Source organism: Pseudomonas izuensis (assembly GCF_009861505.1).
Taxonomy (GTDB): domain Bacteria; phylum Pseudomonadota; class Gammaproteobacteria; order Pseudomonadales; family Pseudomonadaceae; genus Aquipseudomonas; species Aquipseudomonas izuensis.
The window spans coordinates 39,706-66,173 of sequence record NZ_WTFT01000012.1 but is presented as its reverse complement, the minus strand read 5'-3'; the positions used below and the strand labels follow the sequence as shown (position 1 = coordinate 66,173).

Here is a 26,468-nt window from a genome sequence, read left to right as displayed (position 1 = left end):
TTTCAAGCCGAGCCACAGTTATTGCAACTGTGTTCTCAAGCCTCCGAAGCAGCAGGCCAGCTCTGCAATGGAATCGGCAACTTGCGCGATTCACCACGACCCATCGGGAAGTACTTGAAACCACTGCGAGCCAGGCGCTCGGCGTCGTAGAGGTTACGGCCGTCGAAGATCACCGGTGCATTGAGCCGCTGTTTGATCAGGTCAAAATCCGGGGCCTTGAATTGCTGCCATTCGGTGCAGATGATCAGCGCGTCGGCACCGGTCAATACCGATTCCGGCGTGCCCATGAGCATCAGCTTGTCTTGATCGGGGTACAGTTTCTGGGTTTCCTGCATGGCTTCAGGGTCGTATGCCCGCACGTTGGCGCCGGCGGCCCACAGGGCTTCGAGCAGCACCCGGCTCGGCGCGTCGCGCATGTCGTCGGTATTGGGTTTGAATGCCAGCCCCCACACGGCAAAGGTCTTGCCTTGCAAATCACCCTTGAAGAACGCCTTGATGCGTTCGAACAGCTTGTGTTTCTGCCGTTCGTTGATGGCTTCCACTGCCTGCAGCAGGTCGTTGGAGCAATGGGCCTCTTCGGCGCTGTGGATCAGGGCGCGCATGTCCTTGGGGAAGCACGAGCCGCCATAGCCGCAGCCAGGGTAGATGAAGTGGTAGCCGATGCGCGAATCGGCACCGATGCCCAGGCGCACCGATTCGATGTCGGCACCCAGGTGCTCGGCCAGTTCGGCGATCTGGTTGATAAAGCTGATCTTGGTTGCCAGCATGCAGTTGGCGGCGTACTTGGTCAGCTCGGCGCTGCGCAGGTCCATGAACATGACGCGGTCATGGTTGCGGTTGAACGGGGCGTACAGGTCACGCATCACGTCGCGCACTTCATCGCGTTCGCAGCCGATGATGATGCGGTCCGGGCGCCGGCAATCGGAAACGGCCGAGCCTTCCTTGAGAAACTCGGGGTTGGAGACGATATCGAACTGCAGTGCGCGCCCGGCCTCGAGCAGGCATTTGTCGATATGCGCGCGCAAGGTATCGCCGGTGCCCACTGGCACCGTGGATTTTTCCACCAGGATCAGCGGTTGTTCGCGATGCCGCGCCACGGCGTCACCCACCGACAACACATAACGCAGATCAGCCGAGCCATCGTCCCGGGACGGCGTGCCGACCGCGATGAACAATACCTGGCCATGCTGCACGGCGAGCTTTTCGTCCGAAGTGAACTGCAACCGTTTGGAATCCAGGCCTTCGCGTACCAGGCTGGCAAGCCCCGGTTCGAAAATGCTGACGTGGCCTTGTTTCAGCAGTTCGACTTTCTTTTCGTCGATGTCCATGCACATCACGTCATGGCCGACTTCAGCCAGTACGGCGGCTTGAACCAGGCCAACGTAACCGCTACCAAATACACTTATTTTCATGATGCACTCCTGAGTTCGGGCGCGCGAGCAGGTCGAGAATTAATGATGATGACGCCGAGGATGACCAGGGCCACTCCAAGGCTTTTGGATAGGTTGAAATCTTCGTGGAATAGCGGCAGGCCGGCGGCCGCCAGGTACACCAGCGCATAGCTGATGCTCAGCAGCGAGTAGGCCCGGCCCAGGGGAAGATCGCGCAGGGCGGCGAGCCAGCAGAGCATCGACAGGGCATAGGCACCGATGGCGGCCAGCACCACGGCGATGGCGCTTGGCTCGATATGAGCGTCCAGCCAATGTTCGGGAGACGGCAGGCGACTCATGCTCCAGCGCATGCCCAGCTGCGCGGTGCTAACCAGCAGCACGCTGCCGAGGGCGAAAGTGATTCCGCGACGCCGGCTCATGCGTGTTGCCCCAGTAAAGCCACACCACCGATCACCAGCGCAACACCGAGCCAGTGGCGGCCATCGATATGTTCGCGGAAAACGAAGCGGGCGACCAGGGTGATCAGCACGAAGTTGAGGCTCAGCATCGGGTAGGCAACGCCGACTTCGAGGCGTTGCAACACCAAAAGCCATACGAGCAGGCCAAGCCCCAGCGCCGCCAGTGCCAGCCACAGCCAGGGCGAACGCAGTTTATCGCCCCAGCCGGATGCTTTCCCGCGCCAGCTTTCAACGGCGTATTTCTGGGCGATCTGGCCCAGGCAGGTCAGCAGGCAGGCACACAGCAGCAGTAGCAGGCTCATGGCGCCGCCTGTGGAATGATCAGAATCACCATGTTGCCTTGTTCATAGCGCTTGCCTTCCTTGGGCAGTTGATCGAGTTCGTGCAGCTCGTCGTCCCCCTTGACCCGCATGACCACACCCACCGACCCTTGCCGGCGGGCGTCTTGCATCCACTGCTGTACCTGATCGGCATCGACGCGATGCTTTAACGAATCAGGGTACTCAAGACCATACTTCAGCTCGCCTATCGTGTTGTAGAACGCCACTTCCGGGCGTTCCAGCCGCCAGGCCAGTGCCGAGGCAGCGCCCAGGTCGTTGCTCAGCAATTGATGGGTCTGGGCGAGTTCCGCGACGTGTTCGAGGATGAATTGATCGGGCGTCTTGTTGGCGACCACTGAGTTGGGCAGCCCCGCCGGCACGAGTCCGATCAGCAGCAGGCTACCGAAGGCCGGCGCTGCCCAGCATTGCAGCGGTCGGAACGCTTGCAGCAAATTGGCGATGATCCAGCCGATCAGGCCGATGAACACCAGCACCAGGTTGTGCAGTTCATGGTCGTACAGGGGCTTTTTCAGTTGCAGATAGACCAGCGCCAGCAGGACAGTCACGCCCAGCACCAGGTTCAGGAGGCCATTGATACCCAGGGCACGGCCTTGTTGCCGACTCAAGCGATCGTCCAGCGCATGGCCCATCAGCAAGGCCAGCGGCAACAGGCACGGCAGGATATAGCTGGGCAATTTGCCTTTGCTGATGCTGAAAAACAGCAGCGGCATCAGCAGCCACAACAGCAGGAAGGCGATATTGGCCTCGCGCCGGGTCTGCCAGGCCTGCTTCAGCGCCGGTGGCAGCAATGCCACCCACGGCAGACTGAACGCCACCAGCAACGGCAGGTAGTACCACCAGGGGGCGTCATGCTGGGCATCGTCTCCGGCGAAGCGGCGAATGTGTTCGTGCCAGAAGAAGAACCGCCAGTAATCGGGCTCTTGCCCATGCACCGCCAGGACCCACGGCAGGCTGACGGCGATGGCCACGACAATCGCCAGCGGGCCGTAGACCAGCAGTTCACGCCAGCGTTTTTGCCAGATCACCCAAGGCAGGGCGATCAGTACGGGCAGCAGCCAGGCGAGAAAGCCCTTGGTCATGAATCCCATGCCGCACGCCAGCCCCAGCACTGCCCAGCCGATCAGGCGCTGGCGACGGTCGGCGCTGTCCAGTGCAAACCACAGGGCCACCAGGCTCAGGTTGACCCAAAAGGTGAATTGCGGGTCGAGGTTGGCGTAACCGGCCGCGCCGGCAATCACGCTGAGGCTCATGTACAGCAGTGCGCAGGCGAAACTCTTGCGCGGCTGATTCCATAATCTGCCGGCGATCAGGTAGCACAACAGCACACTCAGGCCGGTGCTCAGCGCCGAAGCAAAGCGCACACCGAACAGGTTCTGGCCGAACAGGGCCTGACCAAGGGCAATCATCCAGTAACCGGCGGCCGGTTTCTCGAAATAACGCACGCTCATGAAGTGTGGCGATACCCAGTTGCCGCTCAGGAGCATTTCCTGGCTGATCTGGGCGTAGCGGGTTTCGTCGGGAATCCACAAGCCGTGGGTGCCCAGCGGCAGCAGGTACGCCAGCGCCATGACAGCCAGCAGCAAAGGCAGCATCCAGCGTCTGGTCATGCGCCTTGCACTCCCAGCCAGCCTTCGCGACCTTCCAGTGCGCCACGCACCACTCGGCCGCTCGGCAGGTTGCCGGGGGTTTCGGGCAGCAGGTCGCCCAAGGGTTGAAAACGGATGTCACGCTGGCGAGCATCGGCCAGCAGTTGACGAAAATCGTTGGCCATCAGAATCCCTTCTACTTCGGCATGGATCGTGTAGACATTGAGTTTTTCGGGGGTGAATCGGTCGAGGATGTAGGCGTTGAAATCCTTGGCGGCGACGTTCGGCCCGACCACTTCGTCGAACGTCGGCAAGTCTACCGGAATCTGCGGCACGCCTGGGCGACCGTCCGCCAGAATCGGCCGGAACAGGCTTGTGCCCCGGCAATCGCTGTTGTAACGGAAGCCGAATGCCTGTTTGGCCTCGATCACGCGCTCGTCCGCGCGCCAGCCGGCAGATGCCGAGCACCAGACATGTTCGCCGAGGATGTCCTGCAGCGTATCCACGCCCTGGCGAATCTGCTCGGACAACTGCTCGTCGCTCCAGCGCCCGGCGTTGGCCTGCCAGCCGTGGTGATCCCAGGCGTGCAGGCCGACTTCATGCCCGGCGGCCCGGGCCTGACGCATCAGGTGCCCGAGGTCGCGGCCAATGGGTTTGCCGGGCCAGGCAGTGCCGGCCAGCAGAATGTCCCAGCCATAAAGGCCGGCGGCATTGGAACGGAGCATTTTCCAGAGGAATTGCGGGCGGATCAGGCGCCACAAGTGCCGGCCCATGTTGTCGGGGCCGACACTGAAGAAAAATGTCGCCTTGATCTGCGCTTCGTCCAGCATGTCCAGCAACCGCGGCACCCCCTCACGGGTGCCTCGGTAAGTGTCGACATCGATTCGAAGACCTGCCTGCATCAACGCTTGTCCGCGATTTCGAGCATGGCCTCGCGCAGGAAGAAGTCCAGGGTGTTGCCGATGGTTTCACTCATCTCAACGGTTGGCGTCCAGTCCAGCAGGCGTTTAGCGTTGGCGATGCTCGGTTTGCGGTGGGACACGTCCTGATAACCGCCGCCGTAGAACGCCTTGCTTTCGATGTCGCGGAAGCCGGCGAACGGAGGGAAGTTGGCGCGCAGCGGGTGAGCTTCGAACTGACGCAGCAGCTCTTCGCCCAGCTGACGGATGCTGGCCTCATTCTCCGGGTTGCCGATGTTGATGATCTGGCCGTTGCAGACATCGTTGTCGTTGTCGATGATCCGTGCCAGTGCTTCCACACCGTCGGCGATGTCGGTGAAGCAGCGTTTTTGCTCGCCACCGTCGAACAGGCGAATCGGCGTGCCTTCCACCAGGTTCAGGATCAACTGGGTGATCGCGCGGGAGCTGCCGATACGGGCGGAGTCCAGGCGGTCCAGGCGTGGACCCATCCAGTTGAACGGACGGAACAGGGTGAAGTTCAGACCTTTCTGGCCATAAGCCCAGATCACACGGTCCAGCAGTTGTTTGGAGACCGAGTAGATCCAGCGCTGTTTGTTGATCGGACCGACCACCAGGTTGGAGTTGTCTTCGTCGAAGTTAGGGTCCTGGCACATGCCATAGACTTCCGATGTCGACGGGAAGATCACGCGCTTGTTGTACTTGACGCAGTAGCGAACCAGTTTCAGGTTCTCTTCGAAGTCCAGTTCAAATACACGCAGCGGGTTGCGGGTGTATTCGATTGGCGTCGCGATGGCTACCAGCGGCAGGACCACGTCGCACTTCTTGATGTGGTACTCGATCCACTCGGAGTGAATGCTGATGTCGCCTTCGACGAAGTGGAAGTTCGGGTGGCTGCGCAGGCGCTCGATGGCGTCCGAACCGATGTCCAGGCCGTAGACTTCATAACGGTCGTCGCGCAGCAGGCGCTCGGACAGGTGGTTGCCGATGAAACCGTTGACACCGAGGATCAGCACGCGGGTGCGACGCGGGGCACGACCGGATTCGGCACCGCGCAGCACGGAACCGTCCACCAGGCCCAGTTCGTTGGCCAGTTGCGGACCGCTCAGGTACAGGCCGTTTTCGTTGCGCTGGCCGGCGTTGATGATCAGCGAGTCTTCACCGCAGGCGATGCGCAGCGGGTCGACGCTGATGACGCGGCCCGGCGCCAGGCCTTCGTTGCCCTTGGCGACTTCGGCGCTCCAGACAATCAGCTTGTGCTCGCCCACCGCGCAGAAGGCACCCGGGTACGGTTGGGTCACGGCGCGGACCAGGTTGAACAGTTCTTCGGCCGGTTTGGCCCAGACCAGTTTGCCGTCAGCCGGGGTGCGACGGCCGAACACCGTGGCTTTGGATTCGTCTTGCGGTGTTTCACTGGCTTTGCCCTGCAGCAGCGCCGGCAAGGTGTCACGCAGCAGATCAGAGGCGGCCGAACGCAGTTTGCCGTGCAGGCTCAGCGCGGTGTCGCTGCGCTCGATCGCAACCTTTTGCTGGGCCACGATGGCGCCCGCATCGGCGCGCTTGACCATGCGGTGCAGGGTCACGCCGGTTTCCGTTTCGCCGTTGACCAGCACCCAGTTGGCTGGTGCACGACCACGGTAGCGTGGCAGCAGGGAACCGTGCAGGTTGAAGGCGCCTTTACGGGCCGTGGCCAGCAGCGCTTCGCTCAGCAGGTTGCGGTAGTAGAAGGAGAAAATGTAGTCGGGATCGAGTTTGGCGATTCGCTCGATCCACAACGGATGATTGGCGTCTTCCGGTGCATGCACGGCAATGCCGTGGCGGGCGCACAACTGTGCCACGGAGCCGTAGAATGCGTTCTCCTTCGGATCGTCGGCGTGAGTGAATACGGCGGCGATGTCGAAACCGGCATCGAGCAAGGATTGAATGCCGGCACAACCAATATCGTGATAGGCGAAGACAACAGCTTTTGCAGTCATGGGAGAACCCGATCTGAAGAAGTGGAAGTGTGACCGTCGACAGCGGCCACGGAAACGGAGGAGGCGGGCTGGCTACGCAGCACCTTTTCGACAAAGAACCGCGGACGGGCGCGAACATCGCTGTACATGCGCCCCAAATATTCGCCCAACAAGCCCATGCCGATGAATTGCCCGCCGGTGAAGACGAACAGCACGGCGAACAGAACGAAGGTACCGCCCCCGGCCCAGCCGGCGCCGAACACCAGGCGCAACAGGATCAGCGCCACGGCGAACAATACGCCCAGGGCCGCCATGCCGACGCCGACGATACTTAACAGTCGCAGCGGCGTGGTGGTCATGCAGGTGACCAGGTCGAACATCAGGTTGATCAGGCGCATGGGGCTGTACTTGGAGTCGCCGTGTTCACGCTCGGCGTGGGTCACGAGGATTTCCGTGGTGTGGCGGGCAAAGCTGTTGGCCAGGATCGGAATGAAGGTGCTGCGTTCACGGCAGGCGAGCATCGCGTCGACAATGGTGCGTCGGTAGGCGCGCAGCATGCAGCCGTAGTCGCTCATGGCCACCCCGGTGGAACGTTGCACGGCGAGGTTGATCAGCTTCGATGGCCAGCGGCGCAAGGCCGAGTCCTGGCGATTGTTGCGCACCGTCGCCACGACGTCATAGCCGAGCTCGGCCTGTGCCACCAGCCGCGGGATTTCTTCGGGCGGGTTTTGCAGGTCGGCATCGAGGGTGATGACGACATCGCCCTTGCACTGTTCGAAACCGGCCATGATCGCGGCGTGCTGGCCGTAATTGCGGTTGAGGATGACCGCCACCACCGGGCTGCCTTCGCGGGAGGCGGCGTCTTCCAGGATCTGCGCGGAGTCATCACGGCTGCCGTCGTCGACCAGTACGATTTCGTAAGCCTGATTCAGCTGCTCGCAAGCCGCCTCGGTGCGCCGAAGCAGTTCAGGCAGGCTTTCCTGTTCGTTGTAGACCGGAATGACGATCGAAACGAAGTTTATCGGGTAAGGTCTCACAGGCTTTTGTCCAGGCAGTTTTCGATGGCGCCGACAACACGTTCGACGTCATCGGTGGTCATGTCGGGGAACAACGGGATCGAACATAGCCGTGCCGAGTTCCATTCGGTGTTGGGTAGGTGAATATCGGGGAAGCGTTGGCGGTAGTAAGTGTGCAGGTGCGTGGCAATGAAATGAATGCCGGTGCCGATATTCTGCTCCTGCAGGGCTTTCATGAAGGCTTCACGGTCCAGTCCGCAGCGTTCAGCATCGATCCGCAGGATGAACAGGTGCCAGGCATGTGTTTGCGCGTAGGTGGGAATGGCCAGCGGTTGCACCGGCAGGCCTTCCAGGCGCTGCAAGTAGGTACTGGCCAGTTGCGTGCGCCTGGCGTTGATTTCGTCCAGTCGCTCCAGTTGCACCAAGGCGATGGCGGCATTGATGTCCGCCAGGTTGTATTTGAAACCGGGCTCCACCACCTGCGCCTGAGGCTTGCGGCCGTGGGTCAGGCGATCGTAGGCGTCGACACCCAGACCGTGGAACTTGAGCATGCGTACCCGCGAGGCCAGGGCTTCATCGTCGCTGACGAACATCGCACCCTCGGCGCAGGTCATGTTCTTGATCGCGTGGAACGAGAAGATCGCCGTGCCCTTGGCGCCGACGGGGCGGCCCTTGTAAACGGTGCCGGCGGCGTGGGCGGCGTCTTCGATTACGGCGATGCCGTGTTTGTCAGCCAACGCATACAGCGGATCGAGATCGAACGCCGCGCCGGCGTAATGCACCGGAATGATCGCTTTGGTGCGCGGGGTGATCGCCGCCTCGATGCTCACCAGGTCGCTCATCAGTGTGTCACGGTCAACATCGACGAACACCGGGGTAGCACCCAGCAGGCAAATCATATTGGCCGTGGAGACCCAGGTCTGCGATGGGGTGATGACTTCGTCGCCGGGGCCGATCCCGAGTGCCAATAGTGTGATATGCATCCCGCCGGTGGCCGAAGACAGGGCCACGGCATGACGGCAACCGACATAGTTGGCGAAGTGTTCTTCCAGAGCCTGGTTTTTTGGTCCGGTGGTTATCCAGCCTGAACGCAGTACTTGTTCTACCGCTGCTACTTCCTCATCACCGATACTGGGGCGGGAGAAGGGAAGAAAAGCCTGACTCATGAGCACCTCGTGGCTGAAAAGTGAATAGCCGTTGAGGCTAAAAAAAATGGATCCAGGAATAGAATAGACGAAGAAACTGGATTTGCATCAATTAGTTGAATGAAAAGCGTGCGAAGCTGCATCAGTTGACTTTCCCCGTCCCGGACGGCAGGTTGGGGGTTCACAAGGCTGACCTTATCCTACTGAGATTATGCTCGATTTTGTGAAAGGAACATGAAAAAACGGTCTGCGAATCGTTTATCTGCAAGCGATTAAGCGCCTGTTCAGGCTTTCGCCGTTTATCACGACTGATTGCAGAAGTCCTGTGCAAGTATCGCTGTAATGAGCCATGTTTCGCTGCTTAGTTGTTTTGTCGAACCGTTTTCACTTAAGGCTGTTTCGTTTGATTGACTTACCCGCTACTGATTCACGTACTTCCACCACCAATCCGCTGACGGTGTATCTGGCGCGATTGGCGCCGTCAAGCCAGATGACCCTGCGTTATGTGTTACAGGATGCTGCCGACCGCCTGGGTTTCGAAGAGGTGAACATCGAGGAGATTCCCTGGCACGAACTGCAGCCCGAGGATGTAGTTGCGCTGGTGGCTACTTTACGCACTGACGGTTATGCGCCCAATACCTCGTCGCTCTACGTCAATGCGGTGCGCGGGGTCATGAACGAGGCGTGGCGCATGAGCCTGATCACCCAGGAGCACTTGCTGAAAATGCGCTCAGTCAAGGGCATTGCTGGTACGCGCCTGTCCCAGGGTCGCAATCTTCGGCGCACGCTGATCCAGGAGCTGATGGAAGTCTGCGCCGCCGATCCACGGCCGCAAGGCCTGCGGGACGCGGCGATCATCGGGATTCTGTACGGTTCGGGGATGCGCAAGTCGGAATCGGTGAACCTCGACCTCAACCAGGTCGATTTCACCGAGCGCAGCCTGAGAGTCACGGCCAAGGGCAACAAGCAGTTGATCAAGTACGCCCCGGCCTGGGCGTTCGCCAAGCTCGACGCTTGGCTGGAGTTGCGCCGTTCACAGCTCAAGGAAGGCGAATCGGACGACCCCTTTCTGTTCAACCGCATTCGACGCGGCAGCCACATCACTCGTGAGCGCATTACCAAGCACGCGATTTACTACATTGCGAGGCAGCGCGGTGCGCAGGTGGGGGTGAAAATCATGCCTCATGATTTTCGCCGTTCGTTCATCACCCGGGTGATCGAGGAGCACGACCTGTCGATCGCGCAAAAACTGGCCCACCACAGCAACATCCAGACGACCGCCAACTACGACGTGCGCGATGACAACGAACGGCGTCGGGCAGTGGATCGCTTTGATCTTTGATCGTATCCAGTCCTGTAGGAGCGAGCTTGCTCGCGAAAAACCTGAGGGCACCGAGGTGAATCAGGTTTCACGCGCAATCGTTGACGCCCATCGTGAGCAGGCTCGCTCCTACAGGTGCCGGGTTCAGGGTTCGCTCAATACGTGGGCATGACCGATGGTCGAGACATGTACCGCGCTTCCGGCCGGTGGCGCGTACATGCCCGAGCTACGCACCAGCAAAGAGCGGCCCGACTGTTCACCGGAGGCCGAAGACTGCAATTCCACCGTCAGCGTGCAGGTGTTGCCGCTGAAGTCCCGCTCGGTCACCACGGCGCGGCAGCCCACGACTTCCGCGGTATGGGGCATGATACTGGCCAGCTGCAATTGCTCGGGCCGCAACATGATCTGCGCCGCACTGTTGTTGCGGTGGTTGTTGACCGGTATGCGGCCCAGATCGCAGTGGGCCCAGCCGGCTTCGATGCGGGCGGGCATGACCACGGCCTCGCCGAGAAACAACGCGGTCTGGACGTCGTCGGGGTAGCGGTAAAGGTCCAGCGGATGCCCGGACTGCACCAGCCGGCCGTGGCGCATCACCGCCAATTGATCGGCGAAAGACAATGCCTCGCTCTGGTCGTGGGTCACCAGGATGGTGGTGACCCCGGCCTCCGCCAGCAAGCGTGCCACCAGTTTGCGCATGCTGGCGCGCAGTCCGGTGTCGAGCGCCGAAAACGGCTCGTCCAGCAGCATCAGCCGGGGTTGCTGGGCCAGGGCTCGCGCCAGGGCTACCCGTTGCTGTTGGCCGCCGGACAACTCATGGGGCCAGCGTTCGGCCATGTTTGCATCCAGGGCAACACTGTCCATCAACTCGGCGACACGCTCCTGCTTTTCGCTGCCCTTGGTCGCCAGGCCGAAGCCGATGTTGGCCGCTACCGTCATATGCGGGAACAACGCACCGTCCTGCGGTACATAACCGATAAGGCGTTGATGCGCCGGCACCTCGTGGGTGCCGTCGACCAGGGTCTGGCCGTTGAGCGAAAGGCGGCCGGTATCGGGAAACTCGAAGCCGGCGATCATCCGCAGCAACGTCGTCTTGCCCGAGCCGGAAGGTCCGACAATCACCGTGCGACTGCCGGCGGGTACCGACAGGCTGACGTTTTCCAGGGCTTTTTGCCCACCGTAGGATTTGGAGAGTGAATGCAGTTCTAGAGCGTTCATCGGCCAGCCGTTTTTTTGGATTGGTGATAAAGGATTCCGGTCAGCGGAAGCGACAGCACAATCATCAGCAGCGCATAGGGTGCCGCGGCGGCGTAATCGATTTCACTGGTCGAGGCCCAGAACCCGGTGGCCAGTGTACGTGTGCCATTGGGGGCGAGCAGCAGGGTGGCGGTCAGTTCATTGGTGATCGCCAGGAACACCAGCGCGGCACCGGCGGCGGCTCCCGGCGCGGCCAGGCGCAAGGTGATCAGCCACAGCGCCCGTGCCGGTGAACGGCCAAGGCTGCGAGCCATGTTTTCCAGTTCCACCGGCGCCTGGGCGATACCGGCACGCAGACTCACCAGGGCGCGGGGCAGGAACATCAGCAGGTACGCCAACAGCACGGTGATCGTGGTCTGGTAGATCGGCCGGGCAAAATGGATAGTCACGGTCACCAGGGCCAGGGCGACGACAATCCCCGGCAGGGCGCTGGTGATGTAGTTGCAGCTTTCCAGAATCCGTTGCAGCCGGCCGGGCGAGCGAATCGACAGCCAGGCAATCGGGATGGCGGCGCAGGTGGTCAGGACCGCGCCCGCCACGCCGAAGAGCAGGGTCTGTTCCAGTGCCGGCAGCAGTTCGCTCAAGTCCCAGACCTGCAAGCCCCCGGCAATCAGCCACTTGCCCAGGGTAATCAACGGTACGCCCAATGCCAGCGCGCAGGTGACAATCTGCAACACCAGCGCGAGTACCGTCGCCGGGGCCTTCAGGCAGACAACCCGTTGTTCACGGGCACTGCCGGACCCGACCCGGGCATAGCGCGCATGACCGCGGGCGGCGGATTCGATGGTCAGCATCGCCAGGCAACACAACGCCAGCACACCGGCCAGCAGGTTGGCGGCAGGTCCGTTGAAGGTGGATTTGAACTGATCGAAGATCGCCGTGGTGAAGGTGTCAAAGCGGATCATCGCGTACAGGCCGTATTCGGCCAGCAGATGCAGGCCGACCAACAAGGCTCCGCCGCAGATGGCCAGGCGCAATTGCGGCAACACCACGCGAAAGAACACCGCCCAGGGCTTGAGCCCCATGGACTCGGAGACGTCTTCGATGGCCGGATCGAGTCGACGCAATGTCGCGGCAACCGGCAGGTAAAGAAACGGGAAATAGGCAATGACCGAGACCAATACACCGGCAAACAGCCCGTGAATCGGCGGCACCAGGCTCACCCATGCATAGCTGTGCACGAACGCTGGCACCGCCAGCGGCGCGGTCGCCAGCAACGACCACCAGCGGCGGCCCGGTAAATTGGTGCGTTCGGTGAGCCACGCCAGCGTCACCCCCAGGGCAATGCACAAGGGGATGGTGATGATCACCAGCAACAGGGTATTGACCAGCAGTTCGCCGACCCGTGGACGGAACACCAGTGGCGCCAGAGTGGCCCAACCGGTTTGCAGGTACACGCCGATGACGAAGGCGATGGGCAGCAGCGCCAGTAACGAAACCAGCACCGACAAACCGGTCACCCACGCGCCTCCCCGGCTCGCGAAAAAGCCGCGTGAACGTCGACGCAGGTTGGCGGGTGTGCTTTCGGCAACACCCGCCGGCAGGGTTTCAGGCATCAATTAGAGCAGTCCAGCCTGGGTCATCAGCTCCACGGCTTTTTTGCTGTCGAGCTTGGACGCATCGACAGTTGGCGCGTCGAGTTGCTGCAAAGGCACCAGTTTAGGGTTGGATTGCGCGTTCTTGCCCACGGCGTATTCAAACGATTTGCCGTCCTTGAGGATGGCCTGGCCGTCCTTGCCGGTGATCCATTTCAGGAACGCCTGGGCTTGTTCCTTGTGCTTGCTGGACGCCAGGACACCTCCACCGGAGATGCTGACAAACGCGCCCGGGTCCTTGTGCTTGAAGTAGTGCAGGGCAGTGTTCTTGCTGTTCTCGCCGGTCTTGGACTGATCGACGAGGCTGTAATAGTGGTAGATCACGCCGCTGTCGATCTGCCCGGCATTCACCGCCTTGAGCACCGAGCTGTTACCGCGGTAGGCGGTGAAGTTGGTTTTCATTGCCTTGAGCCAGTCGAGGGTCGCAGCTTCACCTTTCTGTTCGAGCATGGCGGCGGCGATGGCCTGGAAGTCGGCACCGCCGGGGGACGCGGCCCAACGGCCTTTCCACTGCGGTGCGGCCAGGTCCATGATCGACTTGGGCAGTTCGGCTTCCGGCAGTTTGCTCGGGTTGTAGACGAACACCGTGGAACGTGCGGCGATCCCTACCCATTTGCCGTGGGCCGGACGGTAGGCGGAATCGACCTGCTCCAGGGTGGTCTTGTCGACCGGTGCGAACAGACCCGCGTTGTCCACCAGCACCATGGCCGGGGAGTTTTCGGTCAGGAACACATCGGCCGGCGAGGCGCTGCCTTCCTGCACGATCTGGTTGCCCATTTCGGTGTCATCGCCATTTCGCAAGGTGACCGGAATACCGGTTTCCTGAGTGAAGCCTTCAACCCAGGCCTTGGTCAGGCCTTCGTGCTGTGCGTTGTAAACCACAATGCCGACGCCATCGGCGGCATACACGTGGCCAGCGCTTACCAATGCGGTAGCCAGCAGGGCTTTTTTCAGGAAGGACGGGATACGGGACATCATGCTGTGGCAGCTCCTGTTTTTTTGGTGTCGAGCAAGCAGATCCGACTGGGAAGGTCGTCGGTTATTGTAGATCAATAGGAATCATTTGCATGTTTAAGGCGGGCGAATGTAGAGGCCAGAATGAGAAAAAAACGTCAAATTAACAGTTAATTCGTGTGATTTCACGCTCCAGCAAGGATGCGTTAATGCTCACCCTTGTACCTTTGTTTAAGCCGCCCATAAAAAAACCGAGAGACCGGCCAGGCCTCTCGGTTTTTTAGTGCTCGGTATCAGGGTTGGGTTTGCGGGAAAATCAGGATTTGCAGGTTACCGCGCTGATAACGCTTGCCGTCGATGGGCAGCCGTTCCACTTCCTGGATCTCATCGACACTGTTGACCCGCATCACCACACCGACCGAGCCCTTTTTACGCGCCTCGGTCATCCATTGGCCGACGTTTTCCGTGGTGACCTTACGGTTTGCCACGGCGGGATCCGAGAGGCCGTACTTCAACTCGCCGATGACATTATAGAGATCCACTTGCGGTCGTTTTGTCAGCCAGGACAGCGCCGAGGCCGCGCCCAGATCGTTGCTCAGCAGTGAGGAGGTCTGGTTCAAGCTGTCCAGATGCTCGGCGATGAAACGGTCGGGCATTTTGCTGTCGACGATCTGGCTTGGCATGGCGGCCGGCAGCAGCGCCACCAGCAACCCGATGCCGATGGCCGGCATTGCCCACAAGTGCAGTGGACGCAGGATCTGCAAGGCATTGGAAATAATCCAGCCGACCAGCACGATGAATGCCAGCGACAGGCTGAACATCTCGGTATTTTCGTAGATTTCTTTGGTGGTTTGCAGGTACAGCAGCGCTACCAGCGCACCGGTGGCAATAATGACGTTGAGCCAACCGTTGATACGAATCGTCCTGCTCTGCGCCTGGTTCAGCAGTTCCGTCACCGCATGCCCCATCAGCAACGACAGGGGCAGCAGGCACGGCATGATGTAAGTCGGCAACTTGCCGCTGCTCAGGCTGAAAACGATAAATGGCAATGCAAACCAGAGCGACAGGAAACCAAAGACAGGTTGGCGCTTGTTTTTCCAGGACTGGATGAAGGTCGTTGGCAACAACGCAGCCCAGGGCAAGCTCGAGGCGACCAGCAACGGCAGGTAGAACCACCATGGACGAGCGTGTTGCGCATTGTCGGCGGCAAACCGGCGCACGTGTTCATTCCAGAAGAAAAAGCGCCAGAAATCCGGTTCCTGGTGGTGGATCGCCAGTGCCCAGGGCAAGCAGACCACGGTTGCGACAACGACCGCCAGCGGCCCATAGCGCAACAACTCTTTGACACGACGCTGCCAGAACATATAGGGCAGGGCGATCAGTGCCGGCAACAGCCAGGCGAGAAAACCCTTGGTCATGAACCCCATGCCACAGGCCACACCCAACACTACCCACGCAATCAGCCGACCGCGAGGGGTGCTGCTGTCGATGGCAAACCAAAACGAGACCAGACTCAGGTTGACCCAGAAGGTGAATTGCGGATCGAGGTTGGCGTATCCGGCCTGGCCGGCAATCAGCCCGAAACTCATGTACAGCAGCGCGCAGGCAAAACTCTTGCGCGGATCATTCCAGAACCGGCGGGCAATCAGATAAGCCAGCCAGACACTTAGCCCGGTGCTCAGCGCCGACGCGATCCGCACCCCAAACAGGTTGTCACCAAACACCACCTGACCGATGGCAATCATCCAGTAACCGGCAATCGGCTTCTCGAAATAACGCAGGCCCATGAAATGCGCAGAGATCCAGTTACCGCTAAGGGACATTTCCTGGGCAATCTGGGCATAACGGGTTTCGTCGGGAATCCACAGCCCATGACTCATCAGCGGCAACAAATAGAACGCCACGAATGCCGCTATCAGGATTAATACGGTCCAGCGCTCTGAAGGTGGCATCCGGTGCCGAACGCTACGGGTTTGGGCTACGGAATCGGGTAGCGGGTGATTTGAAGTCATGAGTCAGCCTTGGCTCAGGGAAGGTTGTTTGATTGAGGGGGTGTGATCGGTTTTAGTGGGCGATAAGCAACTTTCAGCGCCGCTGCGAAGCAGCCTGAACAAACTAGTACCTCATCAACGAGTGTTGAACTCATTATTGTTTCAGCGTTTTTCAAAGGGCAGCGAGCGCCAGTCTTCAGCATTCATGATGCCGAGAACTTGAAGCTGACCTTTATTATCAATGCGCACAAATAACGAACTGCCATACTCGCTTTTCGCTGCATTTTTGAAACCGTTCAAGGCTTCGAAGTCGCCGATGCAACCGCTATGCGTCACCAGCACCAGATTTCGATGGGCACGCTTATGCGCCACAATGTCGTTACGCCAGGTGCTGCCACAGGTGGCCAGCCATTCCTGCGTCTGCGCGTCGCTGCCAAACATGTAATGCGCGGTTTGCGCGGTACGGGTCAGCGGGCTGCTCAAGACATCGGCCTGAGTCATCCCCAGACGCACCAGGCCTTGGCCCACTGCCGCTGCAGCGTCACTGCCGGCACGGGTGATACCGTCTGCAGGCCCCAGGCAAGGGTTGCTGGAACGGTCGCAGCGCTCGGCATGGCGAACCAGAACCACGACCTCGCCGGCTTCCCAGCTTTGCAGCCATTGAGCCCGGACTTCCGGGTCCGCGTTAGCCAGGCTGATCGGCGATCGTTGCGACCAGACAAACCCGGTCACCAGTGCGATGACCATCAGGGCGCCGACGCTCGCGAGCAATACCCTAAATAGTCGCGGTGTTTTGCCCAGGCCCGACGGCGATTTGCGCATTGAGGAGTTGATCAAGTTTTCCACCTGCCGAAGCGCAATAAGAAGTTGTGTCAAGCAGTCGAATCCAGGACGAAACGAGAACTTGGAAAGCAACTAGTCAGATCATGTGCAGGGCACACTAAAGCTGCGCAGATGTTGGCGGGGTGAAAGGAATGTGAAAAAAATGCAATGGGCTTTTCAGGGGTTACTTAGTTGGTTATTGGTAATCTTTCCCTTTTACTTTTGACCAGCAAGGCAAGTAAAAACAAAGGCGGCGGGTGAGGTTCCGGCCAACGGCGATCGAGTCGCCGTCGGGCCAGTAAAACAGACCGTGATCAGTCCTGAGGACATCCCGATTGAGTTCGGGACGCGGCCTGACTGATGAGCGCAGCCAGGCGTTTGACATTGTTTTGCTGGGCCGCCACCAACTCGTCGATGGACGTCCCGGAAGGCGTTTGCAAGGTGCTGCGGCAACTGAGCAGGGCGTTGTCGTCTCCATTGGCGCCCCGCAGGCGCCATTTCACGTCGATCAGGCCGTATTGTCCAGGAATCGAATCGAACCGTTGCACCTCCAGTCGCACCGACACTTTGCGCCCTGGATTGTTGTTCACCATTTGATCGGTCAAGGCGCTGCGCAATTCATCCACCAGGCTTGCCCCCCACCAATGGGTTTCGAGGATGGACATGCCGCTATTGCCCTGGCGTACAACAATCTGCGGACGATCGACCTGAGGCGGGACCACCAGGCTTTCGACCTGTATATCCGCCGCGGTCCTGGAATGGTTGCTCAACTGGGCCGGGGTCAGGGTGTGGAACTGAATCGGGTCGCTGCGACAAGCGGCGAGCAATGCCAGCGCAGCGAACAACGTAACCTTCAGCGGAAAAGCCATGGGTGATGCTCCTGTGCTCATTTGCTGGGTGGCCCTTGAAGGTCGATGGGCGCGGCATTTTCGGGGCGGCCGCGAATCAGCGATTCCGGATGCCGTCCCAGGTAGTCCGCGAGGTCACGCAGGGAACGCGATGTGCGCCCCAACTCGTCCAGGGTCTGGCCCAGTTTTTCCCGTTGTGGCGAATCGTCGGCCAGGGTCGAGTTGGCCGATTGAAGCGTCGTATTGGCCGACTGAAGGGTCTTGCTGACGTCCACCAGGGTGTTTTGCACGCCGGGCAGCGTCTTGGCATTGAAGTGCCCCAGGCTTTTGCGCAATTCCACGAGGTTGCTGTCCAGGTTGCCGGCAATTCGCTCGATGGGCAGCTGATTGATCTTGGTGACCATGGCTTCGAGTTTTTCCTGCAACTGTTCGAGGCTGCCAGGCACCGTCGGAATGCTGATCGGGCGGGCGTTGGGATCGAAAGCCACTTTTTCCGCCTTTGGATAGAAGTCCAGGGAGATATACAGCTGGCCTGTGAGCAGGTTGCCGGTGCGGGCCTGACCCCGCAGGCCGTTATCGATGAAGGAACCGATCAGCCGTACGGCCGCGGCTTCATCGTTGGGGTCATGATTCAACTCCTTGAGCATTTTGGTGTGGGCCAGTCCCAGGCGCTGCGGGTAAATCACAATGCCGACGTTGACCGGGAAACTGCGTTTTTTCGCATCGAAGTCCAGGTTGACCGCCACCACTTTGCCGATTTCCACGCCGAGGAACTCCACCGGTGCATCGACCTTGAGCCCGCGCAACGCCTGATCGAAACGCAAGGCCAGGTATTGCGGCTTGCCATTGGGCGGGGCGAGAGCGCTTTGCTGGTCGTCGAACAGCTCGTAGGCATACTCTTCCGGGGCCGGCTTGTCGTTGGGGCTGTACTCCGGCGCGCGAAAGGCGATGCCGCCCACCAGTATCGCAGACAGGGACTCGGTCTTGACCGCAAAACCGTTGGCACCGACGTTCACGTCGATACCGCTGGCATTCCAGAAACGGGTGTTCTCGGTGACGTAGGCGTCGTTGGGCGAATGAATGAATAAATCGATGTTCACCCCTTTGCCGTCAGGGTCCAGAGCGTAGGCCACGACCTGACCCACCGGAATCTTGCGGTAATAAACCGGCGAGCCGATATCCAGCGATCCCAGGTCCTGGGTATGCAGGGTGAAACGTTTGCCCGGTTCGCCGTAGGTAATCGGTGGCGGGTTCTCAAGGCCCTTGAAGTTCTTTGCACGGGCATTGTCCTGACCGATGTCGGCACCGATGTAATCCCCGGACAGCAGGGTATCGATACCCGACACGCCACCGGCACCGATGCGCGGCCGCACCACCCAGTATTTCGAGTCCTTGCTGGTAAAACTTTCGGCCTGTTTGGACAATTTGATGGTGGCGTTGACACTCTTCTGGTCATTGCTCAGTTCCACGTCCGTGACGGTGCCGATGACCACACTGCGGTACTTGACCTCGGTCTTGTTCGCCGTCAGGCCGTCGCCGGTCTTGAACGTAACGGTGATGGTCGGCCCTTCTTGCAGCATGCTGTGAACCACCAGGGAAATCCCCACCAGTACCGCGACGATCGGCACGATCCACACCAGCGACACGCTGAAACGGCGGGTCTTGATGGGCGCCTGACCCGGGGCTTGCGGCCCGTCAGTGGCTTGTTGCTTCATCCTTGACCTCCTCAATGTGTGGATGTTCGCCCGTGGCATCCCAGATCAGGCGCGGGTCGAAACTCATCGCCGACAACATGGTGAACACCACCACCAGGCCAAAGAACAGAATGCCCGGACGCGGCTCGATATCGGCCAGGGCTTGAAATTTCACCAACGAGGCCACCAGGGCGACCACGATCACGTCGAGCATCGACCAGTAACCGATGACCTCGACAAAACGGTAGAGCTTGGATCGCTCCTGGCGCGCCCACAGACTGTCGCGTTGCACGGTGACCAGTAGCAGCGTGATCGCCACGAACTTGATGCCCGGCACTGCGATGCTGGCGATGAAAATGATCAGGGCAATGTCCCAGGCGCCGTGCTGCCAGAACTCCAGCACACCGCTCATGATCGTGCTGTCGGCGCCATTGCCGACCATTTTGGTGTTCATCACCGGCAGCAGATTGGCCGGAATGTAAAACACCAGAGCCGCGAGCATGTAGGCCCAGGTCCGGGTCAGCGAGTTGGTCTTGCGCCGGTGCAGCGGGGCGCCGCAGCGCTCGCATTCGTGAGGCTCATGGGTCATGTCACAGGCCATCCCGCAGGTGTGGCACAGGCACAGGTTGAGATCGCTGGCGACCGGGGGCGTAGTCATGGGATGTCCCACAGATCACGAATGTCGCGACCGGCGACACGGATCATCATCAGGCTGAGAATGGCCAGGGCGAACAGGCCGATGCCGGGCAACACATCCAGTAACCCGGCGAGTTTTATCACGGCGACCATCGCCCCCAGCAGACAGACTTCCAGCATGCTCCAGGGCCTGAGGGTTTCCAGCCAGCGCATGCAGAACCTGAAACCCGGCGAGCGCCGATGGGTGAGGGCGAAGCACAGGACCCAGATCAGCAGCACCAGCTGGAAAATCGGCGCGATGATCATGGCGATCGCCGCCACCATCGCGATGAACGTGATGGGCCCCAGACTCAGGGCCAGCACTGAATCCCATAGCGTCGCACTGTTTTTCAGGCCTTTGAGGCTGATGCTCATGACCGGATAAAAATTGGCGAAGATCCACAGCATCAGGGCGGTGAAGGTCAATGCCAGCCGCTGCTCCACCGTCAGACCGTTATAGCGCTGAAGCACGCCGCCGCAGCGGATGCAAAAGGTCTTCTGATGTTTGGCGAGCGTGGTTTTCTGGTACACGCAGTCACAGTGCTCGCAGATGATCAGTGGGTCACTCGTCGCCATTGGGCCAGGCTCGACAGAAGGCAGGAATTGATGAGCACCCCCTCAATATAGAAGTGACTTGCGATTGAGCAAATCGAAAGGCTGAACGAGGGACCTTACATGTAGCGCAAAACCCTGTGGGAGCGAGCCTGCTCGCGAATGCGGTGTGTCAGGCAACAGAGTTGCTGGATGTCAGCCCGTCTTCGCGAGCAGGCTCGCTCCCACAGGAGAAACCATTTGTGGATGTCAGCCGAGTACTTCGCGCATGCGGTACCAGAGCATGCCCAAGGCCAGCAGGGGCGAGCGCAGGGCGCGGCCGCCGGGGAAGGTCATGTGCGGCACGGCGCTGAACACGTCGAAGCCCTGGCTGTGTCCGGCGTAGATCGCTTCGCCCAGCAATTTTGCGCACCAGTGCGTGACGTTCAGGCCATGACCGGAATAGCCCTGTGCGTAGAACACATTGGGATGCTGGCTCAAGCGCCCGACCTGGGGGAAACGATTGGCGGTGATGCCGATCTTGCCGCCCCATTGATAGTCGATGCGCACATTCGCCAGTTGCGGGAAGACCTTGAGCATCTGCGGGCGCATGTAGGCCGTGATATCCCGTGGGTCACGCCCGGAATAGTGGCAGGCACCGCCGAACAGCAAGCGCCGGTCCGCCGAGAGCCGGTAGTAATCCAGGCCGACTTTCTGGTCGCACAGCGCCAGGTTGTGCGGGATCAACTGCGCCGCCTGTTCCGCCGACAAGGGTTCGGTGGCGATGATGTAGCTGCCCGCGGGCAGTACCTTGCCGCTGAGTTTCGGTTCGAGTTCTTCCAGATGCGCATTGCAGCCCAGCACCAGGCTGCCGGCGCGGACCGTGCCAGTGGCGCAGCGCACCTGCACCGTGCTGCCATGGATCAATTCCAGGACGGGGCTTTGCTCGAAAATCCGCACGCCAAGGGACTGCGCCAGCCGTGCTTCGCCGAGCACCAGGTTCAAGGGATGCAAGTGACCCGAGCCCATGTCAATCAAGCCGCCGGCATACAGGTCGGAGTTCACGACCTGCTGAGGGATCTGTCCGGGTTCGACCAGACGGGTTTCATGGGCATAGCCCGACTCGAGCAACTCTGCGTGTTCGGCCTTCAGCCCGGCGAAATGCGCCGGGGTATTGGCCAGTTCGCAGAAGCCCCAGCGCAAGTCGCAATCGATACCGTGCTCACGGACTCGCCGGCCCACCAGTTCCACCGATTCGACGCCCGCGCGCTCCATATATCGCACGCCTTCGGCGCCCACGTATCGGGCGAAACCGCTGACATCATGGCCGATCCCGCGAATCAATTGCCCGCCGTTGCGCCCGCTGGCCCCCCAGCCGATGCGCCGGGCCTCCAGCAAGATCACCGAGAGCCCGCGCTGGGCCAGTTCGATGGCGGTGTTGACGCCGGTGAAACCGCCGCCAATCACGCAGACATCGGCCATCAGGTCTGCGTCCAGCGTGGGGAAAGGCGCCAAGCCGTGGGCCGAGGCGGCGTAGTAAGAGTGCGTATGTTCCTGGGTGTACTGGTTCATTGGTTGGACTTCACTTTGCTCCAGGAACGGGTCATCAGGCGCATGATCGACTGCGGCGGCGTGGTCGAGATGTAGAGCTTGTCGAGGACTGCCTGGGAGGGGTAAACCTCAGGGTTGTTGACCAGTTCGGCGTCCATGTACTGCTTGGCGGCCGGGTTCGGGTTGGCGTAGCCCACCGAGGCGCTGACTTTGGCAATCACCTGCGGGTCGAGCAGGTAATTGACGAAGGCGTGGGCTTCTTTCGGGTTGCTGGCATCGGCGGGAATGGCCAGCAGGTCGAACCACAGGTTGCTGCCTTCCTTGGGGATGGCGTAGGCAATGTTCACATTGTTTTTGGCTTCTTTCGCGCGGTTGGCGGCCTGGAACACATCGCCCGAGTAACCGAACGCGACGCAGATGTCGCCGTTGGCCAGGTCCGAAACGTACTTGGAGGAGTGGAAGTAGGTGACATACGGGCGAATGCTCAGCAGCTTGGCTTCGGCCTTTTTGAAGTCTTCGGGGTTTTCACTGCGCGGGTCCATGCCCATGTAGTTGAGTACCGCCGGGAACACCTCATCCGCCGAGTCCATGATCGACACGCCGCACTGGCTGAGCTTCTTGATGTTTTCCGGTTCGAACAGCACGGCCCAGGAGTCGATATGGTCGATGCCCAGCACTTGCTTGACCTTATCGACGTTGTAGCCGATGCCGTTGGTACCCCACAGGTACGGCACGGAATGCTCATTGCCCGGATCGTTCTTCTCTAGCAGGGCCAGCAGTTTCGGATCGAGGTTCTTGAAATTCGGCAGTTCGGCGCGGTCCAGCTTGAGGAAAGCGCCGGCCTTTACCTGCCGCGCCAGGAAGTGGTTGGACGGCACCACCACGTCATACCCGGTGCGCCCGGCTAGCAATTTGCCTTCCAGGGTTTCGTTGGAATCGAAGACGTCGTAGATCACCTTGATCCCGGATTTGGCCTGGAAGTCGGCGAGGGTGGTCTCGCCGATGTAGTCGGTCCAGTTGTAGACGCTGACCTGTGGCTGGGCCTGGGCCACGGCGCTGCACAGGGCCGCCAGTGCGAGCGGGACCATGGATTTCAATAGACGCATATCGACACCTCTTGGAATTTTTGAGATTTTTTGGTGTTCGCTTGCCCCTGTGGGAGCGGCGGTGCGACGATTCGACTTGCCCGCGATGGCGGCGTGTCAGTCAACCGAGATGTTGAATGTGCCGGCCTCATCGCGGGCAAGTCGAATCGTCGCACCGCCGCTCCCACAGGGGGATGTGTGATGCCAGGGAGCGAGATTTATCAGACGCTCAGCAACAGGAACTCACGCTCCCAGGAACTGATCACCCGCTTGAAGTTCTCGTGCTCGGCGCGTTTGACCGCGACGTAGCCGCGCACGAACTTGCTGCCCAGGTAACGGCCGATGGCGTCGCACTCTTCCATTTGCGTCAGGGCGTCTTCGATGGTGATCGGCAGGCGCAGGTTGCGGCGTTCATAGGCGCGGCCCTGGACCGCGGCGCTCGGCTCGATGCCTTCGACCATGCCGATGTAGCCGCACAACAGGCTGGCGGCGATGGCCAGGTACGGGTTGGCGTCGGCCCCCGGCAAACGGTTTTCCACGCGCATCGCCTCAGGGCTGGAGGTCGGCACGCGCAGGCCGACGGTGCGGTTTTCTTCGCCCCATTCAACGTTGACCGGGGCCGAGGTATCCGGCAGGAAGCGGCGGAACGAGTTGACGTTGGGTGCGAACATCGGCAGCACTTTGGGGATGTACTTTTGCAGGCCGCCGATGTGTTGGCGGAACAGGTCGCTCATCTGCCCGTCGGCATCGGCAAAGATCGGCCTGCCGGTGGCGATGTCCACCACGCTCTGGTGAATGTGCATGGCACTGCCGGGCTCGTCGCCAATCGGCTTGGCCATGAAGGTCGCCGTGACGTTGTGCTTGAGCGCGGCTTCACGCAAGGTGCGCTTGAACACGGTGATCTGGTCGGCCAGGTCCAGCGCGTCGCCGTGACGGAAGTTGATTTCCATCTGCGCCGGGCCGTCTTCGTGGATCAGCGTATCGAGGTCCAGGCCTTGCAGTTCGCACCAGTCGTAGACGTCTTCGAACAGCGGGTCGAACTCGTTGGCGGCGTCGATGGAGAAGGATTGACGACCACTTTCCGCGCGGCCCGAACGGCCCAACGGCGCCTTGAGTGGCAAGTCCGGGTCTTCGCAACGCTGGGTCAGGTAGAACTCCATTTCCGGGGCAACAATGGGCTTCCAGCCCTTGTCGGTGTACAGCTGCAGGACTTTTTTCAGCACGTTGCGCGGCGACAGTTCGATGGGGTTGCCGAACTTGTCGAAGGTGTCGTGAATCACGATGGCGGTTGGCTCGATGGCCCATGGCACCACATACACCGCATCGGCGTCGGGCTTGCAGACCATGTCGATATCGGCGGGGTCGAGCAGGTCGTAGTAGATGTCGTCGTCGACAAAGTCCCCGGTTACCGTTTGCAACAACACACTTTCCGGCAGACGCATGCCTCGCTCATGCAGGAACTTGTTGGTGGGTGCGATTTTGCCGCGTGCAATGCCGGTCAGGTCGCTGACGACGCACTCGACTTCGGTAATCTTGTGATCTTTCAGCCACGTGAACAGCTGATCGAAAGGGACATTCATAAAGACCTCGTTATTGGTTTTATTAACGCCAGGAGCCGCCGGTTTCATCCGCCGAGCACTTCCCCTGTAGCGCGTTGACGACTATCTTGGGCGAGCCTTGCGGTTCCATCTATCCACTTTAAGCAGCACAAAGCGCACCAAAAGAGTGCGTAAGGTCATTCCATGACAGCGTGTCATTTACTACAGGTCCAAGCCTTCAACACCGCCGATGTCGCCGAGCAAATCCGCGCCACACCGGGCTGGGTCCAGCATTACCAACAGATGTCGCCGGGTCATTTCGCAGGCTTGGTGCGCTATCTGGATTTGCAGGGCGTGGAGATTTACGAAGAGTCCATGAACACCCGGGTCGAGCAGAATTTCAGCGCGCCGCAGGGCTCGCTGGCGTTCTGTTTCGATCGCAGCGACAACGCGCTCTACGTGCTCAATGGCGAAAGCCGCAACATCTGGATCACCCCGGAGAACTATCAGGAAATCGCCGTGGTGTTCGGCCCGGAGTTCGTCCAGCGCCACGCACTGGATGTGGCCCGGCTGGAAGGGTTGTTCATGGCGCCGCTCAATTCGCAGCAGAACGCATTGTTCAGCCGCTGGCTCAGCGGCACGCTGACACGGCTGTCGCAAACCATCGATCCGCCGAGTCGCGAAGCCCTGACCGAGCAATTACTGGACGACTGCCTGTTCATCCTCGACAACGCGTGTGTCTGCCTTGATCAAGGTGCGTTGCAGCGCCGGGCCGGGGAACGGGCGATCATGAAGCGGGTAGGGGAATGGGCGGCGGATACCCCGGAAGAACACCTCAACCTGTTGGAATTGTCCCAGGTCGCCGGGGTGTCATTGCGCCAGTTGCAGCAGGCGTTCAAGGCCTACACCGGCATGGCGCCGACCCAATGGCTACGCCTGCGCCGCCTCAACAGTGCGCGCCGCGAATTGCTCAGTTGCACGCCGACGCAAACCACCGTCGCCGAGGTGGCGATGCACTGGTCGTTCTGGCATTTGGGGCGGTTTTCCAGCAGCTACCGCGCGCTGTTCAAGGAATTGCCGAGCGACACCCTCAAGCGCGCGAGCGTCACTGTGCCGGTGCGCGGGCGGCGTTAAAACGTTGGCGGAGTGATCACCCAGATCACCACCGCGTCCACATCGCCAGGGTTGCCGTAGCGGTGCGGTTCCTGGCTGGAGAAACTGAAGCTGTCGCCCTCGTTGAGCTGGAAATAGCGCTCGCCGACCCATAATTCGAAACTGCCGGATAACAGATAACCGGCTTCTTCGCCTTCGTGGCTATAGCTTTGCTGGCTGTAGGTGCCGGGCGGAAAGCGCGAGTGGAGCATTTCCAATTGCTGACTGGGTTGCGGGGTCAGCAGCTGGTCGATGATGCCGTCTTCGTAATGCACGCTCATGCGACTGTTCTTGCGCACGACAATGCCGTCGTCTTCAGGGGCGGTGTTGGCTTCGCTGGCAAAGAACCACTGGATGGTCACCCCGAGGCTGCGGGCGATGTTGAACAGCGCCGGGATCGATGGATAAGCGAGGTTGCGCTCCAGCTGGCTGATGTAGCCGGCGGTCAGCTCGCTTTGCTGTGCCAGTTCCGCCAGGGTCATGCCCCGGCGCTTGCGCAGGCCGCGAATGCGAGTGCCGAGAAAGTGCGGTTCGGCGGCGCCGGTTGCGGGCTGTGTGGTGCTGTTGTTGCTCATGTTCAATTCCGAACCGGGGAGGGACGTACCCTGTAGGAGCTGGCTTGCCAGCGAAAGCGGTGTGTCAGGTGCC

General features: G+C 60.4%; 23 protein-coding genes. 2 read left to right on the top strand and 21 right to left on the bottom strand.

The features are described 5' to 3' along the window. Window positions 1-35: 35 nt before the first annotated feature. From GPL81_RS12410 to arnB, 8 genes are read right to left on the bottom strand one after another with little or no spacing between them, the layout of a single operon-like run. Window positions 36-1,412, bottom strand: coding sequence for a UDP-glucose dehydrogenase family protein (locus GPL81_RS12410; protein WP_160106943.1), 1,377 nt, complete (start codon window positions 1,410-1,412; stop codon window positions 36-38). Then, a complete protein-coding gene (arnF, locus tag GPL81_RS12405; protein WP_160106942.1) occupies window positions 1,409-1,810 on the bottom strand; it encodes a 4-amino-4-deoxy-L-arabinose-phosphoundecaprenol flippase subunit ArnF in 402 nt (133 codons plus the stop codon). Before arnF ends, GPL81_RS12410 begins: the two co-directional genes overlap by 4 nt. Further along, on the bottom strand, window positions 1,807-2,151 hold the full coding sequence (gene arnE, locus GPL81_RS12400; RefSeq protein WP_160106941.1) for a 4-amino-4-deoxy-L-arabinose-phosphoundecaprenol flippase subunit ArnE: 345 nt from the start codon (window positions 2,149-2,151) through the stop codon (window positions 1,807-1,809). The genes arnF and arnE overlap by 4 nt, the downstream gene beginning before the upstream one ends. Then, window positions 2,148-3,797: a lipid IV(A) 4-amino-4-deoxy-L-arabinosyltransferase gene (gene arnT, locus GPL81_RS12395; protein WP_160106940.1), complete on the bottom strand. Its 1,650-nt coding sequence runs from the start codon at window positions 3,795-3,797 to the stop codon at window positions 2,148-2,150. Before arnT (GPL81_RS12395) ends, arnE begins: the two co-directional genes overlap by 4 nt. Continuing rightward, complete coding sequence (gene arnD, locus GPL81_RS12390; protein ID WP_160106939.1) at window positions 3,794-4,678, bottom strand: 4-deoxy-4-formamido-L-arabinose-phosphoundecaprenol deformylase; 885 nt, start codon at window positions 4,676-4,678, stop codon at window positions 3,794-3,796. Before arnD ends, arnT (GPL81_RS12395) begins: the two co-directional genes overlap by 4 nt. Next, entirely contained in the window at window positions 4,678-6,669 is a 1,992-nt protein-coding gene (gene arnA, locus GPL81_RS12385) for a bifunctional UDP-4-amino-4-deoxy-L-arabinose formyltransferase/UDP-glucuronic acid oxidase ArnA (protein ID WP_160106938.1), read from the bottom strand. The genes arnD and arnA overlap by 1 nt, the downstream gene beginning before the upstream one ends. Beyond that, the gene (gene arnC, locus GPL81_RS12380; RefSeq protein ID WP_160106937.1) at window positions 6,666-7,685 is read right to left on the bottom strand and encodes an undecaprenyl-phosphate 4-deoxy-4-formamido-L-arabinose transferase; all 1,020 of its coding nucleotides are present in this window, start codon (window positions 7,683-7,685) and stop codon (window positions 6,666-6,668) included. The genes arnA and arnC overlap by 4 nt, the downstream gene beginning before the upstream one ends. Continuing rightward, the gene (gene arnB, locus GPL81_RS12375; protein WP_160106936.1) at window positions 7,682-8,830 is read right to left on the bottom strand and encodes a UDP-4-amino-4-deoxy-L-arabinose aminotransferase; all 1,149 of its coding nucleotides are present in this window, start codon (window positions 8,828-8,830) and stop codon (window positions 7,682-7,684) included. Before arnB ends, arnC begins: the two co-directional genes overlap by 4 nt. A 382-nt stretch (window positions 8,831-9,212) precedes the next feature. Here arnB and GPL81_RS12370 point away from each other — a divergent pair, with 382 nt between their 5' ends. Next, entirely contained in the window at window positions 9,213-10,151 is a 939-nt protein-coding gene (locus GPL81_RS12370) for a site-specific integrase (RefSeq protein WP_160106935.1), read from the top strand. A 123-nt stretch (window positions 10,152-10,274) separates the two neighbouring features. On the opposite strand, the gene GPL81_RS12365 is transcribed toward GPL81_RS12370, so the two are convergent. The 12 genes from GPL81_RS12365 to GPL81_RS12310 form a co-directional block, all read right to left on the bottom strand. After that, window positions 10,275-11,345, bottom strand: a complete 1,071-nt coding sequence (locus GPL81_RS12365) for an ABC transporter ATP-binding protein (protein WP_160106934.1) — start codon at window positions 11,343-11,345, stop codon at window positions 10,275-10,277. Next, window positions 11,342-12,940, bottom strand: a complete 1,599-nt coding sequence (locus tag GPL81_RS12360; protein ID WP_160106933.1) for an ABC transporter permease — start codon at window positions 12,938-12,940, stop codon at window positions 11,342-11,344. Before GPL81_RS12360 ends, GPL81_RS12365 begins: the two co-directional genes overlap by 4 nt. 3 nt (window positions 12,941-12,943) lie before the next feature. Beyond that, entirely contained in the window at window positions 12,944-13,957 is a 1,014-nt protein-coding gene (locus GPL81_RS12355; RefSeq protein ID WP_096511663.1) for an iron ABC transporter substrate-binding protein, read from the bottom strand. A gap of 269 nt (window positions 13,958-14,226) precedes the next feature. Further along, window positions 14,227-15,945: a lipid IV(A) 4-amino-4-deoxy-L-arabinosyltransferase gene (gene arnT, locus GPL81_RS12350; RefSeq protein WP_160106932.1), complete on the bottom strand. Its 1,719-nt coding sequence runs from the start codon at window positions 15,943-15,945 to the stop codon at window positions 14,227-14,229. A gap of 141 nt (window positions 15,946-16,086) precedes the next feature. Next, a complete protein-coding gene (gene pmrG, locus GPL81_RS12345; protein ID WP_425502570.1) occupies window positions 16,087-16,761 on the bottom strand; it encodes a lipopolysaccharide core heptose(II)-phosphate phosphatase PmrG in 675 nt (224 codons plus the stop codon). A 299-nt stretch (window positions 16,762-17,060) separates the two neighbouring features. Then, window positions 17,061-17,615 (bottom strand): PqiC family protein, encoded by a 555-nt coding sequence (locus GPL81_RS12340; RefSeq protein ID WP_160106931.1) that lies wholly within the window; start codon window positions 17,613-17,615, stop codon window positions 17,061-17,063. Window positions 17,616-17,632: 17 nt separating this feature from the next. After that, a complete protein-coding gene (locus tag GPL81_RS12335) occupies window positions 17,633-19,309 on the bottom strand; it encodes a PqiB family protein (RefSeq protein WP_160106930.1) in 1,677 nt (558 codons plus the stop codon). Continuing rightward, a complete protein-coding gene (locus tag GPL81_RS12330) occupies window positions 19,290-19,946 on the bottom strand; it encodes a paraquat-inducible protein A (RefSeq protein ID WP_096511658.1) in 657 nt (218 codons plus the stop codon). Before GPL81_RS12330 ends, GPL81_RS12335 begins: the two co-directional genes overlap by 20 nt. Continuing rightward, window positions 19,943-20,539, bottom strand: a complete 597-nt coding sequence (locus GPL81_RS12325; protein WP_160106929.1) for a paraquat-inducible protein A — start codon at window positions 20,537-20,539, stop codon at window positions 19,943-19,945. Before GPL81_RS12325 ends, GPL81_RS12330 begins: the two co-directional genes overlap by 4 nt. 225 nt (window positions 20,540-20,764) lie before the next feature. Further along, window positions 20,765-22,066 carry an NAD(P)/FAD-dependent oxidoreductase gene (locus GPL81_RS12320; protein ID WP_160106928.1) on the bottom strand — a complete coding sequence of 434 codons (1,302 nt, stop codon included), beginning with the start codon at window positions 22,064-22,066 and terminating at the stop codon, window positions 20,765-20,767. Continuing rightward, entirely contained in the window at window positions 22,063-23,151 is a 1,089-nt protein-coding gene (locus GPL81_RS12315; RefSeq protein ID WP_160106927.1) for a polyamine ABC transporter substrate-binding protein, read from the bottom strand. Before GPL81_RS12315 ends, GPL81_RS12320 begins: the two co-directional genes overlap by 4 nt. Before the next feature lie 200 nt (window positions 23,152-23,351). Further along, window positions 23,352-24,710 (bottom strand): glutamine synthetase family protein, encoded by a 1,359-nt coding sequence (locus GPL81_RS12310; RefSeq protein ID WP_096511654.1) that lies wholly within the window; start codon window positions 24,708-24,710, stop codon window positions 23,352-23,354. Between the two features lie 162 nt (window positions 24,711-24,872). On the opposite strand from GPL81_RS12310, the gene GPL81_RS12305 reads away from it, so the two are divergent. Beyond that, the gene (locus tag GPL81_RS12305) at window positions 24,873-25,802 is read left to right on the top strand and encodes a helix-turn-helix domain-containing protein (RefSeq protein WP_160106926.1); all 930 of its coding nucleotides are present in this window, start codon (window positions 24,873-24,875) and stop codon (window positions 25,800-25,802) included. Here GPL81_RS12305 and GPL81_RS12300 read toward each other — a convergent pair. Then, window positions 25,799-26,395: a cupin domain-containing protein gene (locus GPL81_RS12300; RefSeq protein ID WP_160106925.1), complete on the bottom strand. Its 597-nt coding sequence runs from the start codon at window positions 26,393-26,395 to the stop codon at window positions 25,799-25,801. The genes GPL81_RS12305 and GPL81_RS12300 overlap by 4 nt on opposite strands. Window positions 26,396-26,468 lie beyond the last annotated feature (73 nt).